The sequence below is a fragment of the Opitutia bacterium KCR 482 genome, from assembly GCA_029269845.2.
Taxonomy (GTDB): domain Bacteria; phylum Verrucomicrobiota; class Verrucomicrobiia; order Opitutales; family Intestinicryptomonadaceae; genus Merdousia.
The window spans coordinates 1,540,433-1,554,588 of sequence record CP149973.1 but is presented as its reverse complement, the minus strand read 5'-3'; the positions used below and the strand labels follow the sequence as shown (position 1 = coordinate 1,554,588).

General features: G+C 57.1%; 13 protein-coding genes and 1 tRNA gene. 4 read left to right on the top strand and 10 right to left on the bottom strand.

The annotated features are described in order from the left end of the window. Nucleotides 1-43: 43 nt before the first annotated feature. From argF to P3B99_006515, 9 genes are all read right to left on the bottom strand, one after another. Nucleotides 44-997 (bottom strand): ornithine carbamoyltransferase, encoded by a 954-nt coding sequence (argF, locus tag P3B99_006555; protein WYJ06868.1) that lies wholly within the window; start codon nucleotides 995-997, stop codon nucleotides 44-46. A gap of 1 nt (nucleotide 998) precedes the next feature. Beyond that, nucleotides 999-2,195 carry an acetylornithine/succinylornithine family transaminase gene (locus P3B99_006550; GenBank protein WYJ06867.1) on the bottom strand — a complete coding sequence of 399 codons (1,197 nt, stop codon included), beginning with the start codon at nucleotides 2,193-2,195 and terminating at the stop codon, nucleotides 999-1,001. A 2-nt stretch (nucleotides 2,196-2,197) separates the two neighbouring features. Continuing rightward, nucleotides 2,198-3,103 carry an acetylglutamate kinase gene (gene argB, locus P3B99_006545; GenBank protein WYJ06866.1) on the bottom strand — a complete coding sequence of 302 codons (906 nt, stop codon included), beginning with the start codon at nucleotides 3,101-3,103 and terminating at the stop codon, nucleotides 2,198-2,200. A 39-nt stretch (nucleotides 3,104-3,142) separates the two neighbouring features. Then, nucleotides 3,143-4,381, bottom strand: coding sequence for a bifunctional glutamate N-acetyltransferase/amino-acid acetyltransferase ArgJ (gene argJ / locus P3B99_006540; GenBank protein ID WYJ06865.1), 1,239 nt, complete (start codon nucleotides 4,379-4,381; stop codon nucleotides 3,143-3,145). A gap of 36 nt (nucleotides 4,382-4,417) precedes the next feature. Next, nucleotides 4,418-5,452, bottom strand: coding sequence for an N-acetyl-gamma-glutamyl-phosphate reductase (gene argC / locus P3B99_006535; protein WYJ06864.1), 1,035 nt, complete (start codon nucleotides 5,450-5,452; stop codon nucleotides 4,418-4,420). Between the two features lie 621 nt (nucleotides 5,453-6,073). Beyond that, nucleotides 6,074-6,469 (bottom strand): 30S ribosomal protein S9, encoded by a 396-nt coding sequence (gene rpsI / locus P3B99_006530; GenBank protein WYJ06863.1) that lies wholly within the window; start codon nucleotides 6,467-6,469, stop codon nucleotides 6,074-6,076. Nucleotides 6,470-6,477: 8 nt separating this feature from the next. Further along, nucleotides 6,478-6,903, bottom strand: coding sequence for a 50S ribosomal protein L13 (gene rplM / locus P3B99_006525; GenBank protein ID WYJ06862.1), 426 nt, complete (start codon nucleotides 6,901-6,903; stop codon nucleotides 6,478-6,480). 60 nt (nucleotides 6,904-6,963) lie between these two features. Then, nucleotides 6,964-7,983, bottom strand: coding sequence for a bile acid:sodium symporter family protein (locus P3B99_006520; protein ID WYJ06861.1), 1,020 nt, complete (start codon nucleotides 7,981-7,983; stop codon nucleotides 6,964-6,966). 77 nt (nucleotides 7,984-8,060) lie between these two features. Continuing rightward, a complete protein-coding gene (locus P3B99_006515; protein WYJ06860.1) occupies nucleotides 8,061-8,501 on the bottom strand; it encodes a GNAT family N-acetyltransferase in 441 nt (146 codons plus the stop codon). Between the two features lie 78 nt (nucleotides 8,502-8,579). On the opposite strand from P3B99_006515, the gene P3B99_006510 reads away from it, so the two are divergent. The 3 genes from P3B99_006510 to P3B99_006500 all read left to right on the top strand — a co-directional run bounded on the left by P3B99_006510 (nucleotide 8,580) and on the right by P3B99_006500 (nucleotide 11,569). Further along, the gene (locus P3B99_006510) at nucleotides 8,580-9,485 is read left to right on the top strand and encodes a DUF4886 domain-containing protein (protein ID WYJ06859.1); all 906 of its coding nucleotides are present in this window, start codon (nucleotides 8,580-8,582) and stop codon (nucleotides 9,483-9,485) included. 121 nt (nucleotides 9,486-9,606) lie between these two features. Beyond that, entirely contained in the window at nucleotides 9,607-10,530 is a 924-nt protein-coding gene (locus P3B99_006505) for an AEC family transporter (protein WYJ06858.1), read from the top strand. A gap of 487 nt (nucleotides 10,531-11,017) precedes the next feature. Further along, entirely contained in the window at nucleotides 11,018-11,569 is a 552-nt protein-coding gene (locus P3B99_006500) for a ferritin family protein (GenBank protein ID WYJ06857.1), read from the top strand. 431 nt (nucleotides 11,570-12,000) lie between these two features. On the opposite strand, the gene P3B99_006495 is transcribed toward P3B99_006500, so the two are convergent. Beyond that, a tRNA-Tyr gene (locus P3B99_006495) sits at nucleotides 12,001-12,087 on the bottom strand. 121 nt (nucleotides 12,088-12,208) lie between these two features. On the opposite strand from P3B99_006495, the gene P3B99_006490 reads away from it, so the two are divergent. After that, entirely contained in the window at nucleotides 12,209-14,092 is a 1,884-nt protein-coding gene (locus P3B99_006490; GenBank protein ID WYJ06856.1) for a polysaccharide deacetylase family protein, read from the top strand. The last annotated feature ends 64 nt before the right edge of the window (nucleotides 14,093-14,156 follow it).

The window sequence follows — 14,156 nt, the reverse complement described above, 5'->3', positions numbered from 1 at the left end:
AAAACGCGCCCGTTTGCGGCGGGCGCGTTCGAAAAGTTCGGGATTAGAGGTCGCCCCTGTTTTTCTGCACCAAGTAGCTGACGATAGCCTTTTGGACGTGGAGGCGGTTTTCCGCCTGGTCGAAAATCACGCTGCGTTTGCCGCGCAGGACGCCCTCGGAGACTTCCTCGCCCGAGTGCGCGGGCAGGCAGTGCATGAAAACGGAGTCGTCCGCCGCCATGCCGAACAGCTTTTCGTTGACTTGGTACGGCGCGAGCGTTTTGAGGCGTTCCGCCTTTTCGTCCTCCTTGCCCATGCTGACCCAAACGTCGGTGTAGATGACGTTCGCGCCCTTTGCGGCGTCGGCGGGGTCGCTTGTAAAGCGGTAGTTTTTGGGCAGTTTTGCGTCATCGAAAAGCTTGTCGAGCACGGGTTCGGGCGCGAATTCCTCCGGCCCGCAGAGCACGACCTCGACGCCGAACATGCTTCCCGCCAATGCGAGCGAGTACGCCATGTTGCACGCGGTGTCGCCGAAGAACGCGAACTTTTTGCCTTTGAGGGACTCGACGCTCGGTTCGCCCTTGCTGAAAACTTCCATCATCGTGAACATGTCGGTGTAGCTCTGGCAGGGGTGGAGCAGGTCGGTAAGCGCGTTGACGACGGGCAGGCCCGAATTTTCGGCGAACTTTTCGACAATCTCCTGCTCGAACGTCCTGATTACAAGTCCGTGCAGGAATCTTCCCATGATGTGGGCGGTGTCCTCGACAGTCTCGCCGCGCGAGAGTTGGAGGTCGTTTGCGTTCATCATCATGGGGTGGCCGCCAAGCTCGTAGACGCCAGCCTCGAACGAAAGGCGCGTGCGCGTGCTCTTTTTGAAGAAAATCAGCCCCCAGCTCTGCCCTTTGAGAACGTCGAGACGCCCCGCCGAGCGGAGTTTCTTGTAGCGGTTGGCGAGGGCGAAAACTTCGGTCGCCTCCGCGGGTGTGAAGTCGGTGTCTTTAAGAAATGATCTTACCATTTTAGAGTTCTCCCAATGTTTTGTCGAAAATTTTGAGCGCCTTGTCTATTTCGGACGCCTTTACGTTCAGCGGCGGCAGGAAGCGCAGCGCATTCGCGCCAGCGGGAATGAGAATCAGCCCGTTGTTCCTGAGTTTTTTGCAGATGTCCGCGTTCGTGTAAGGCTCGTTGAAGAGCGCGGCGCGCATAAGCCCCAATCCCCTCGTAAGTTTTACGATTTTCGGATACTTTTTGGCAATTTTCTGCAATCCGTCCGAAAGGCGTTCGCCCATCTTCGCGGCGTTCTCAACGAGTTTCCCCTTTTCGACGACGGAAATCGTCGCCAAAGCCGCCGCGCACGCGAGGGCGTTGCCGCCGAAAGTCGTGCCGTGCGAGCCTGGGGTGAAGATGTTTGCGTAGGGCGCGGAAAGCCAAATCGCGCCGATGGGGAATCCGCCGCCCAAGCCCTTAGCCATCGAGACGCCGTCGGGCTTCACGCCGATTCTCTGCGACGCAAGGAACGCACCGCAGCGGCCGAATCCGCACTGCACTTCGTCGAAGAAAAGCAGCGCCTTGTGTTTTTTGCAGAGGGCTTTCAGACCCTTCAAAAACTTCGGAGACGCGGGCGTTACGCCGCTCTCGCCCTGCACAGGCTCTACGATTACCGCGGCGGTGTCGTCGTCAACGACCTTTTCGAACGAAGCCAAATCGTTGAACACGGCGTAGTCGAAGCCGCCGAGCATGGGCGCAAAGCCCTTCTGGATTTTCTTCTGGGCGGTCGCGGCGACGCAGCCCATCGTCCTGCCGTGGAAGCCGTCGTAGGCGGTTACGATTTTGCATTTCGCGCCCTCTTTGCCCGACACTTTCTGGCCGTACAGACGCGCCGCCTTGATGAGCGCCTCGTTCGCCTCCGTGCCGCTGTTGCACAGGAAAATCTTGCCCGCGCCGATTTCCGAAACCAGTTTTTCGCAGAGGTCGGCGTTGGGTTTTGTCATGTAGAGGTTGCTGCAATGCGCGAGCGTTTCCGCCTGTTTTGCGATTGCCTTGACCCAGCGCGGGTGGCAGTGCCCTATGCTGTCCACGGCGATTCCCGCGCCGAAGTCGAGGTACTCGTTTCCGTCTTCGTCGTAAAGTTTGCAACCCTTGCCCTTGGCGACGGTGAAGTCGCGGTCGCCGAAAGTGGGCATTGCGTATTTGTAGGTTTTTTCTTTTGTCGTCATGGTTAATCCTGTTTGGAGGACGCAACGATTTCCGTTCCGATTCCCCTATCGGTGAAAATTTCGAGAAGCAGGCTGTGCGGCATGTAGCCGTCCACAAAGTGCACGCGCCTTACGCCCCTGTTGATGGCGTCCACGCCGCTGTCGACTTTCGGCATCATTCCGCCGCCGATTACGCCCGACTTTTTCAGCCCCTCGACCTCGCCCACTTTCAGGTGCGAGATGAGCGTCGAGCGGTCTTTCGGGTCGCGCATGAGGCCGGGGACATCGCAGAGGAACACGAGCCTGCGGGCTTTCAACGCCGCCGCGACCGCCGACGCCGCGACGTCCGCGTTCGTGTTGTACGGGTGCGAGTCCGCGCCGAGCGCGATTGGCGATACCACGGGCGTTCGCCCCTCGGCAATCGCCCTTTCGATAGGCGCGGCGATGACGGAGGAAATTTTTCCGACGTAGCCAATGTCGATTTTTTCGCCGTTTTCGCCCGCCGAAAAGAGCTTTTCGCAGCGGAGGACGTCGTTGCCGCGTATTCCGCGGGCGGAGCAGCCCTGCGATTCGAGCATTTCGACGATTTCGGCGTTGACGCCGTTGTTCAAAACGTCCTCGACAATCGAGACGGTTTTTTCGTCTGTAATGCGCATGCCGTTTTTGAATTCGGGCTGAAGCCCCGCGCTCGACATTGCACGGCTGATTGCCTTGCCGCCGCCGTGGACCACGACGACGTTTATGCCCGCCGCCGCCAGAAACGAAATGTCCTGCGCGACCGACGCGCGAACCTGCGGATTGGGGTCGTCCATAAACGCGCCGCCGTATTTGACGACGAATATCGAACCCTTGAAGCGTCTGATGTACGGCAGGGCCTCAATCAAAATTCCCGCCTTTTTGGAGGCCTCGTCTATGTTAATACTTTCCATTTCAAATTAACCGTTTTTGATGTTGGCAATCGGGCGGTATTATTCGCCCTTATTGAAGTTGACGTAGCCCTCGGTGAGGTCGGCGGCGAGAATGGACTCTTCCGCAGTGCCGAGATTGAGGTTCATGAGAATTGTAAACGTTTTGTTGGAGACGATTTTCCTCCAAAGCGGCTTGTTTTCGTCTACGGGCTGCCCCTTGCGGAGCACTTCCACGCCGTCGTAGAAGAGGTCGAGCTTGTCGAGAACAAGACCCGTGCGCGCGTATCCAGCGGCGTCGGTAAGGCGTCCCCAGTTGGGGTCGCAGCCGAACCACGACGACTTCACAAGAAGCGAATTGCCGATTGAGCGGCAGATTTTCTCGGCCTGCGCCTCGTCGCGCGCGCCCACAACTTTCACCTCCACGACTTTCGTGATTTTCTCGCCGTCGCCCACGATTTTGCGCGCCAAAACCCTCGACGCCTCGACGACCGCCGCGCGGAACGCCTCTATCGCGTCGGCGTCTTTTTCGGAAATCTCCACGCCGCTTGCGCCGTTGCAAAGGCAGAGCACGGTGTCGTTCGTGCTCATGTCGCCGTCTACGGTAATGCGGTTGAAAGTCTTGTTCGCCGCCGATTTAAGCGTTTCCTTCAAGAGGTTCTGCGAAACCGAAACATCGCTTGCGAGGAACGCGAGCATTGTCGCCATGTTCGGCTCAATCATGCCCGCGCCCTTTGCCATGCCCGCCACGCGGAACTTTTTGCCGCCGACTTCGACGTTGACCAAAACCGTTTTCGGGCGCGTGTCGGAAGTCATGATTGCCGAAGCCGCCGCCGCGCTCGACTCGTCCGACGACGAAAGGATTTCCGACGCCTTTTTGATTCCCCTGCGGAGCTTTTCCATCGGCATGAATTCGCCGATTCTGCCCGTCGAGCAGACGAGAACCTGTTCGGGCTTCGCGCCGAAGATTTCGGCCACGAACGCGCAGGTGTCGGCGGCGTCCTTCATGCCCCTGTCGCCCGTGCACGCGTTGGCGTTGCCGCTGTTTGCGACTATCGCCTTTGCTTTCGTCGAAGCTTCGAGGTGCGCCATGTCGAGCATGACGGGAGCTGCCTTCACGTCGTTTGTGGTGAAAACGCCCGACGCCGTCGCGGGAGTGTCGGAGACGATAAGCGCGACGTCGAGGCGGCTTTCGTCGCCCTTGTTGCGGATGTCGCATGCCGCGCCCGCCACTTTGAAACCGTTTACCGCGCCGAGTCCGGGAACGTCCTCGATTGTTTCGATTTTATAATTCTTATCCATTTTTGTAGAAATTTGAGATTGTTTGTTTTTGAAAAATTAGAGCAGCCCCGCCGTTTCGTCGAAGCCGAAGATGAGGTTCATAATCTGCACCGCCTGACCGCTTGCGCCCTTGACGAGGTTGTCGATAACGCTGCAAATTACGAGGTTTTTAGTGCGCGGGTCGTAGAACGCGGCGATGTCGCAGCGGTTGGTGTTGGCGACAAAAAGCGTGTCGGGATACGAGCCCGATTTGAGGATTTTCACGAAGGGTTTGCCGTCGTAATATTTGTGCCAGATTTCGTAGATTTTCTCAACGCCCTCGTATTTTGCGGGAACGGTGATTGTCGTCGAAATGCCGCGCGTCATGGGCGCGAGGTGCGGGTTGAACTGCACGACGACCTTTTCGCCCGCGGCAATGGAAAGCTCCTCCTCGATTTCGGAGAGGTGTCTGTGTTTCGGGAGTCCGTAGGCTTTTGCGCTCTCGTTGCGCTCGCAGAAAATGTAGCCCAAGTCCGCCTTTTTGCCCGCGCCCGAAACGCCGCTATAACTGTCTATTACGATGTGCTCGCGGCTGACGGCGTTTTCGCGCATGAGCGGAATCAGCGGCGTCAAGATGCTCGTGGGGTAGCAGCCCGCGCAGGCAATGAGCTTGTCTTCGCGCGAGACGGGGAAAAGCTCGGCGATGACGTACTTGCCGAGCTTCAACAGTTCGGGCGCGCGGTGGTCCTCCTTGTAGTACTCTTTGTAGATGTCGAGCGAGTGCAGGCGGAAGTCGGCGGAAAGGTCGATTACGGTCTTGCCGGCCTCGACAAGCGGCTTTGCGTATTCGGCGGCGGCTCCGTGCGGAAGCGCGAGGAACCAGACGTCGATGTCCATTTTCGCCTGTTCGGCGGGATCGGACGGAAGAAATTTCATGTCCGCGGGAAGCAGGTGCCTGAGCGAGGGCATGTTGTCGGCAACAAGCGTACCCGCAAGGCTTCGCGACGTAACGCACGCAAGCTCCACCGACGGGTGGCGCGCCAAAATTCTTACAAGTTCAATGCCGGCATAACCCGATGCACCCGTAATTCCAGCTTTGATTTTTCTGTCCATGATGATGAAATTTTTTGTCCCTCCCGCAGGAGGGTTGTTTTGTTTTCGGCGTCCGCAGTCCGCGCCGCCCGCAAAACCCGCAAGCCGCGCTTCGCAACAAACGCCAAACTCCGCTTTCGGCAAAAGCCAAGCCCAAAGGTAGGCAAAGCCCCGCTTTCGCGCAGAACCGCGCCCCCAAAGGTAGCCCCGTTTTGCTTGAAGAAGCTCCGCCGCCCAGCCAAGAAGCCCCAGCCGCCACAAAGCGGCAAAGCCCCCGTCCGAAAGCAAGCGGTCGCCCACCCTACGGTAAGCAAGCCGTCCGCGAGTCGCGGTCGCGCCCAAGCCGAAAACCGCGCCAAACGGCGGTTTCCCGAATGCGGGCACTCAGCGAACGCCGAAAGTCGGAAATCCGCCGCCCGACATTCCGCGGGGAATTGCGGTGTCGCAAAACGCCGCAAATGCGCGGGAAGCCGCGCGGAGCTTGCCGAGAGTTTCGAGCCGAACGTCCGCGCCCCGCGGGTCAAAACCGCGGCGCAAAACGGCTGTCCGACAGCGCGGCGCAATTGAATGAGAAAGAATGAAAGTACAAAAGCCCCACCGCTTGCGCGGAAGGGCTTCGAGTAAAAAGGAATCTCTTGCGAATTAACGCTTTGAGAACTGGAAGCGTTTGCGCGCGCCGGGCTGACCGGACTTCTTACGTTCCTTGGCACGCGGGTCTCGCGTGATGAGTCCGTTCTGTTTGAGAACGGGGCGGAGCGATTCGTCCATCTTTTGGAGCGCTCTCGCGAGAGCGTGGCTGATTGCGCCCGCCTGACCGACGGGGCCGCCGCCCTTTACGTTGATATCGGCGTCAACCGAGTTGCGCGTCGCAGTGCAAACGAGCGGACGGAGAGCCAACATCGAGAGCTGGTCTGTGTAGCAGTATTCTTCGAGGGGCTTGTCGTTGACGGTAAGCTTGCCCGATCCTTTTGCGAGGCGGGCGCGTGCTACCGACGTTTTGCGACGTCCGACGGAAACAAAAATTTCGTTTTCGCTCATGTCGATAATTAGAAGTTGAAGGGTTTGGGTTGCTGAGCGGCGTGCGGATGTTCCGCGCCCGCGTAGACGTGCAGCTTCGTGAAGATGTCTCTTGCGAGCTTGTTCTTGGGAAGCATGCCCTTGACCGCAGCCTCGATGAGATATTCGGGTCTGCGCGCACGGAAGTCGGAAAGCTTGACGTATTTTTCGCCGCCGACGTATCCGGAGTAGAACATATATTCCTTGTTCTCTTCTTTTTTGCCCGTGACTTTGACTTTTTCGGCGTTGATTACAACGACATGGTCGCCACAGTCGACATTGGGCGTATAAATGGGTTTATTGCGGCCGCGCAATACGTTCGCAATCTTAACGGCAAGACGCCCCAGTACTTGGTCGGTGGCATCGACTACGTACCATTGCTTCTGCTCCTCTTTCTTTGCTATTGTCGTATTCATTTTTAAAGAAAAGTATGGAATCTACGCATATGTGGAAATTCGTCAAGAATTTTTTTCATTTTATTTTTCCGATTTTTTTCCGCCCTCCGATTCCGCAGTCTTGCCCAGTTTTTGCGCTATTATAGACACTATTATAAGCTGGTAGGCGTGGTAGAGCATGGTCGGCAGCAGCACAACGCCGATTACCGCGGGGTTGTCGAAGAGCACCTTGCTCATAACAGAGCCGTGCACGAGCGACTTTTTCGAACCGCAGAACACCGCCGTAATCGTGTCCTCGCGGTTGAAGCGCAGAAGCTTGCACACGCCCCAGACTACCGCCATTGCGAACACGAACAGCGCGACCATTGCGACCGACAGCACGACGAGGTCGGACATCGGGAAGCCCGCGAACATGTCCTTTGCGTAGGAATCGCAAAACGACGTGTACACTATTAAGAGAATCGTGAGCTGGTCGAAATTGCGCAGAGCCTTTTTGTGCGCCGCCGCAATGTGCCCGAACTTCGGGTTGAGCGCAAAGCCCGCAACCACGGGCACTATCACCTGAAAGACGAGTTTGAGTACAACGTCGCCCAGCCCGCGCGAGCCGTCCACGCCCTCCAAGAAAATGCCCATCAGAAGCGGGGTGAAAAACACGCCCAAGAGGCTCGAAATGCTCGCGTTGAAAATTGCCGCGGGAATGTTGCCGCCCGCAATCGACACCATCACGACGCTCGACGACACCGTTGACGGCAGCGAGGCAAGGAAAAACGTCCCGAGCCACAGCCAGTGCAAGTCGCCCCGCGCGTCGAACGCGCCGAAAAGCCACATCGCCCCGAGCACTATCAGCGGGAACAGCACGAATGTTGAAACCTGCACAAGCAGGTGGAGCTTTGCGTTTACAAGCCCCGCCGCGAGCTTCTGCCTGTCGAGTTTCAGCCCGTAGAAAAAGAAGATGCCCGCAACGCCCCATGTCGCGGCGTCGCCAAGCGTGATTCCGCAAAATTCGGCAATCCCCACCGACGGCGCAAGCTTCGCAAGCCCGATTGACGCAAACAGGCAGATGATGAACGGCTCGAGACCTATCCTGCTTAAAAATTTCATAAGCAGACCAAAGTGGCGCGACTTCGCCGATAATCAACCTTTTTCGAACCGCAAAAAATGCCCGCTCCCGCCCCGCCCTACTTTTTTATATTCTTCACCAACTGTTCGTAGGGCATGTCTGCATATCCGAGCTTCCGATAGAGCGCGGCGGCTCGCGTATTGCTCTTTTCGTATTCCAGACGGATTCTTGCGACATTCGGCAGGCTTTCCATGTAGGCGATAAACTCGCGGCCCAATCCGCGCGAGCGGTATTCTGGCAGGACGAATAGCTCTTCGAGCCAAAGCTGTATGCCGCCCGCCTCCTGCGAATACATTTTGCTTGCAAGCCCGTAGCCCGCGGGTCTGCCGTCGCATTCGAGCATTGCGCCCGCAAGCCGATCGTCGGAGGAAACCATCTCCTCGAACGCCGCCGCGCGATAGCTTTCGGGAATCGGCGCGTGCACTGCGGGCGAATCATAGAACATCCGCGAAAATTCAAGATATATTTCCCTGTCGGCTTCCGTAATTTTTCTAATCATGCCCGCAATGTCGCCGATTTACGCCCGCGCTTCAACAAAAAAATTGACAACAACCGCGCCGAAACTTTCAATCGCCGAATGAAACGCATTTCCGCCGCCGCGCTCCTGTTTATTGCGCTCGCATGCGCCTCGGCAAAGGAAATTGCCGTGCTTACAATCGGCAACAGCTTTGCGCAGAGCGCATTCGTCTACCTGCCGTCCGTCGTTAAATCCGCGCCCGGCTGCTCGCTGCATTTGGAGGGCGCAAACCACGGCGGCTGCTCGCTCTCTCGCCACTGGCGTTATATTTCGGAAGAGGAAAAAGACCCGTCGGTTAGGCGCTATCGCAACGGAAAATCCACATTGCGGCAGATTTTGCAAAGCCGCAAGTGGGACATCATAACGATACAACAGGCAAGCCACGAAAGCTGGCGTCCCGAAACGTATTTTCCCTGCGCCGAAAAGCTGCGCGACTATATAAAGAAGTGCGCGCCGACCGCCGAAATCTGCATTCAGCAAACTTGGTCGTACCGCTCCGACGACCCCCGCATTTCGAAAGGCGGCAAATGGAATATCGACCAGTCCGAAATGTTCGCGCGCGCCGAAAAGAACTACGCCGACGCCGCAAAAAAGCTCGGCTTGCGCGTCATTCCGACGGGCAAAGCCGTGCAAAATTACCGCTCGCAGGAAACGCGCCCCTTCGAGCCGCGCGACTTTTCAAACTGCCGCTATCCCGACCTTCCCCCGCAGGCGGGCGACATCGTGGGAAGAACATACTGGCGCAAGCAAAAGGACGGCGAAATGCGCATAGCCCGCGACACAATCCACCTCAACGACAGCGGCAACTACTTGCAGGCATGCGTGTGGTTCGGATTCCTTTTCGACAAAAATCCCGAGGAAATTTCGTTCGTGCCCGACACGATAGGCAATTCCCAAGCCGCAAAACTGCGCTCCATTGCCGCGCGTACGCTGGCGGAATTCAAGCAGCCCAAAGACGCGCGGTAGCAGCCAGATGCGGCTGAATCGGCACCGCGCCCGCAAAAAAAAGGTTGCATACGCCCGCGCAAGCTCCGATGTTTTGCGGCGGTTATTTTTTTTCGAAGTGAACGATATTTCAACATTGTCTATGCTCGCGGCAATTTTCCCGATTTACGCCATGATAGGCGCGGGGTGGTTCGCGAGAAAAGTCGCGTGGATTAAGCCGGAAGCCGACGCAAGCCTCGTAAAAATCGCGGTAGAGCTTACGCTACCGTGCTTCATTCTGTCGAACCTGCTCGACAACAAAAAGCTCGAAAGCGTCGGATTTTCGCTCGCGACAATCTCGGCGGGCGCGGGTGGACTCGCGGCGTCGCTGCTGATTTCGTGGCTCGTCGGGAAGCTCATCGGGCTGAAAGTCGGCGACGGCCTCCGCACCTTTTCGGTTACCACCGCGACGCAAAACTACGGCTTCTTCATAATCGCGCTCGTTGCGATTCTCTGGAACGGCGGCGGCGAAATAACCGGCGTGCTCATAACCCACAACGTCGGCTGCGACCTCGTGTTCTGGTCGGTCGGCTACCTGCTGCTCTCAAACGCAAAGCGCGTGAGTTTCGACTTCCTCATGCGCGGCCCCGTGTGGTCGGTCTTCATCGGGCTTTCGCTTGTGTGGAGCGGCGCGGCGGAGTATGTCCCCGAATTTTTCAAGACATTTCTGAAATTCGCGGGCGCGGCGGCAATTCCTCTGAACCTCATGATTTTCGGCGCGCTCATGTGCGACATGCTTGGGCGAGACAAAATTCCGTGGAAAATCGTAATCTCGGCGTCGCTCGTGCGCATGGGGCTGCTGCCCGCGCTCTTCATTTTCGCCGCATGGGCGTTGCCCGTCGACGGAGTTCTCAAAACGATTCTCGTGCTCATGGCGCTTTCGCCGTCGGGAATCATGCCGGCGGTCTTGGCAAAATCCTTCGGCGGCTACCCGAAAATCGCGGTGCAGATTGTGCTAGCAACGTCGATTATCGCGGTATTTACGCTGCCGCTCTACCTCGCATTCGGAATGTCCGTAATCAAATAGCGCAACGCCGCAAGGCTTGCGGGGTATGCGGCGAATGCGCATTTGCGCGGCAATGCCGGACAGTGCGCGAAAATATGCAACGTGAGCTTGCGTAAGGCGGGCGTTTTCAAGCGGGCATTTCGAACTATTCGGCGGCGACGTAGTATGCGTAAACGCCGAATCTCCTCCGCACGGCGGCGTTGCTTGCATTATAGTTTTTGCCGCTAATTCGCGCTGTTAACAGGAAAACGCAAGTTCTGGATTTCGCTTCCACGCAGGCGTATGAACGGCGTTTTTCTTAGCGGAAGTCGGTTTTACGGCGTACGCATTCCGTTCCGCGTCCGCGCGCATTCGGCGTTCATTCCCCATTCTGCCGACGTTTTGCGAGGCGCGAAAAAAATTTTTAGAAAAAATAAAAAAAAGACTTGCATTCGGGTTAATAACGGTATTATAGTACCGCCATTATCTTTAACAAGTAAACAGCAAACAAAGATTGGAAGGAAAAAATATGAAACAAGTAGTATGCCCGATATGCGGTTATGTGATGGACGCAAACAACGTTCCCGAATTCTGCCCGCAGTGCAAAGCCCCCAAGGCTAAGTTCGAAGTCCGCGAAGTCTCCGACGCCCCCGTTTGGGCTGACGAGCACAGGGTCGGAATCGCAAAGGGTCTCGACGCCGAAGTTGTCGAGGGTCTCCGCGCAAACTTCATGGGCGAATGCACCGAGGTCGGAATGTACCTTGCCATGAGCCGTCAGGCGGACAGAGAGGGATACCCGGAAGTCGCCGAAGCCTACAAGCGCATAGCAATCGAAGAGGCGGAGCACGCCGCGAAATTCGCCGAACTGCTCGGCGAGGTGGTCGATGCCGACACTGCCAAGAACCTCAAAGTGCGCATCGAAGCCGAACACGGCGCGACCGAAGGCAAGCTCAAACTCGCAAAACGCGCCAAGGAGCTCGGCTACGACGCCATTCACGACACCGTCCACGAAATGTGCAAAGACGAAGCCCGCCACGGCTCCGCATTCTTAGGCCTCTACAAACGCTACTTCGCAGGCTAGGCGCGAGCCGCGCCACTCGTCGGAGCTTCGCTCCTCATGGTGCTTACACGGCGCGGCTATAACCGCGCCTTTTCTGTATCAGTCCGTATTGCCTGCGGCAATTACTGATATTTGGGATTTTTGTACGTCAGAAAGAAACGAATAAAAATAGACGCGCTTTGCGCAAAAAAAGAAAGAGCGGTAATCCCACAACATGGAATTTCCGCTTTTTTGTAAACCCAACTTTTATCCCAGCGCAACTTAAAATCTTCCACGCCGTGCGCTGTAATTTTAGGGGCGTTAGAGTGCCGTTCAGGCGGCGGCTTTCACGCGCTTGCGGGGTGCGTGGCGTACTTGACGTACGCGAGCAGTCCGCAAGTGCGGGGAAACGCCGCATCAACGGTGCTATAACGCGCCGTAAAAAAAGACCGCAAGCTAACTTGCGGTCTAAATGGTGGTAGGGACTGGATTCGAACCAGTGAACAGCAACGCTGAACGGATTTACAGTCCGCGCCCTTTAGCCCCTTGGATACCCTACCAAGAAAAATTATTAAGTATGCAACTCTACGGGCAATCGCCGCCGTGGCAAGCTTTTTTTTCGTTTTTTTGCCGCGACGTTTTTACTTGTCTTGCCGCGCGTTCGATTTTACCTTTCTTTGCATGAAGAAATTTACGGTTATCATAGCCTTGCTACTTTCAATCGCGACTCTCCGCGCGGCGTTCGACGACACCTACTCGCAGTGCATTTCGGTGGAATACGGCACGCCGCAGGAGGCGCAGGAGGCGTCCGCGGAAATCGCGAAGCTTCCCGACGGCAAGAAAATCGCGTTTTCGAGCCGCTGGGACGACACCAACCCGCGCCACGCCGCCACCGCCGAAACGCTCGCAAAATGCGGAATCCCCGCGACGTGCTACCTTGTAGGCGGCAAATTTTCGAAGCGGATGACGGCGGCGGTCGAAAAGATTTTCGCGCTCGGCGGGGCGCTTGGCTCGCACACACTCTCGCACCCGCGCCTTGAAGACAGAATGCCGAACGAAATTTTCCGCGAAATCGCCCTCGAACGCGCCGTGCTCGAATCGAGCTTCGACACGAACGTCGTCGCGTTCGTCCTGCCGTACATGACATACCAGTCGCCTTTCGACGAAAACGTCAAGACCTACGTGGGGCAGTCGATAGTCAACGCGGGCTACCGAATCACGCCCGAAACCACGCCCGACAACAACGCGAAATTCGGGCTGCGCGACGCCGTGCTTTCGTCGTACACGTTCTCGATAAACGACCGCAACCCCGAAAGGGAAAAACTAGTAAAGAACATCGCCGCCGCCCGCAAAATGATTGAAAACGGATACCCGCCGCACCTGACGCTCGGCATACATTCGTGGCAGTCCGACGAGGGCCTGGCGCGGCTCGGCAAATACGTAGAGGAGTCGGCGTCCTACGACTTCTGGTACTGCAACGAAAACGACTACGCCGCCTACCGAACGCAGTTTTTGAAATCGCGCGTCCGCAGGCTCTCGGCTCGCGGGAACATCGCGCTCTTCGAGCTTACGCGCCCGACCGCCACGCACATAGGCTCGGACATTCCGCTTGCGCTGAAAATTTCGGGAAAGCCGAAATCGGTGAAACTCGGCGCGGATAACATTTCGCAGAAAAACGGATTCTACAATATTCCGCAATACGAAGTCCGAAAGACTCCCAAGAAAATAGAGCTGCTTGAATTCGACGCCGAAAGCCCGAAAGCCGCGAAAAGCGAAAAGTTCGGAGGGCTCGAATTCCTGCTTGCGTTCGACCGCAAGGGCGGGGACATTTCGGTGAGATTCGGCGGAAAGGCGGCGGACAAAGTTTCAAACTTCCGCGTCCGCTGGGTTGTCGCGCCGTGCTTCGACACGCCGATTGACGGCGTTGCCTACAAGGGAGAAAGGGAGCTGTCGGCGACGCTCAAACGAAACAAATTCGCCGGCGCGTTCGCCGAGGGCGACATGCTCGCGATGGCTCAGTGCGACTTCCTTTTCGACGGCAAGCCGTCGAGGGTCTGGCTTGCGGCGACAGCAAAGCGCGGCGTGCCCGACGCCGACTGCCCGCGCGACAGAGCCGCGCAAATGGGAGACTTCGACGCGTCGAAAGTAGCCCCCGATTTCTTCGCCGCGCTCTCGAAACCCGACGCCGTTCTCAAAAACCTCCCCGACGCAAAATGGAGCGTACGCGCCAACAAGACGCTGCGCCCGTTTGTCGCCGACTTCAACGGCTACGCATTCATGAAAAAGTACAAAAAGTCCGCCTTCGGCTACGCATTCTGCGCCGACTTCACCGCGCCGCGCGACGCCGACTACACGCTTTTCGTAAACAAAACCCCCGTGAAACGCCTCTTTCTCAACGGCAGGGAAATCGAGCCGAAAAGCGGCGCGAAGCTCGCGCTGAAAAAGGGGAAGAACCGCGTGCTTGCGGTGTTCGGCAACAAGGCGCTCCGCACGACGTCGTTCATGCTCGCGTTCAAAGACGGCGAAACGCCGCTGCCGTGCGCGACCCCCGCGTTCGAAAAATAGAGCGGACAAATAGACTCCGTAAAAAAACGCGCCCGCCATTCCGACGGACGCGTTTTGCGTTTCC

What these genes read in the sequence shown, in the direction of transcription:
- argB (WYJ06866.1), bottom strand. Translation starts at nt 3,103, where the DNA reads ATGGAAAGTATTAACATAGACGAGGCCTCCAAAAAGGCGGGAATTTTG.
- P3B99_006490 (WYJ06856.1), top strand. Translation starts at nt 12,209, where the DNA reads ATGAAGAAATTTACGGTTATCATAGCCTTGCTACTTTCAATCGCGACT.
- rpsI (WYJ06863.1), bottom strand. Translation starts at nt 6,469, where the DNA reads ATGAGCGAAAACGAAATTTTTGTTTCCGTCGGACGTCGCAAAACGTCG.
- argJ (WYJ06865.1), bottom strand. Translation starts at nt 4,381, where the DNA reads ATGGATAAGAATTATAAAATCGAAACAATCGAGGACGTTCCCGGACTC.
- P3B99_006550 (WYJ06867.1), bottom strand. Translation starts at nt 2,195, where the DNA reads ATGACGACAAAAGAAAAAACCTACAAATACGCAATGCCCACTTTCGGC.
- P3B99_006515 (WYJ06860.1), bottom strand. Translation starts at nt 8,501, where the DNA reads ATGATTAGAAAAATTACGGAAGCCGACAGGGAAATATATCTTGAATTT.
- P3B99_006500 (WYJ06857.1), top strand. Translation starts at nt 11,018, where the DNA reads ATGAAACAAGTAGTATGCCCGATATGCGGTTATGTGATGGACGCAAAC.
- P3B99_006520 (WYJ06861.1), bottom strand. Translation starts at nt 7,983, where the DNA reads ATGAAATTTTTAAGCAGGATAGGTCTCGAGCCGTTCATCATCTGCCTG.
- rplM (WYJ06862.1), bottom strand. Translation starts at nt 6,903, where the DNA reads ATGAATACGACAATAGCAAAGAAAGAGGAGCAGAAGCAATGGTACGTA.
- argF (WYJ06868.1), bottom strand. Translation starts at nt 997, where the DNA reads ATGGTAAGATCATTTCTTAAAGACACCGACTTCACACCCGCGGAGGCG.
- argC (WYJ06864.1), bottom strand. Translation starts at nt 5,452, where the DNA reads ATGGACAGAAAAATCAAAGCTGGAATTACGGGTGCATCGGGTTATGCC.
- P3B99_006505 (WYJ06858.1), top strand. Translation starts at nt 9,607, where the DNA reads ATGCTCGCGGCAATTTTCCCGATTTACGCCATGATAGGCGCGGGGTGG.
- P3B99_006510 (WYJ06859.1), top strand. Translation starts at nt 8,580, where the DNA reads ATGAAACGCATTTCCGCCGCCGCGCTCCTGTTTATTGCGCTCGCATGC.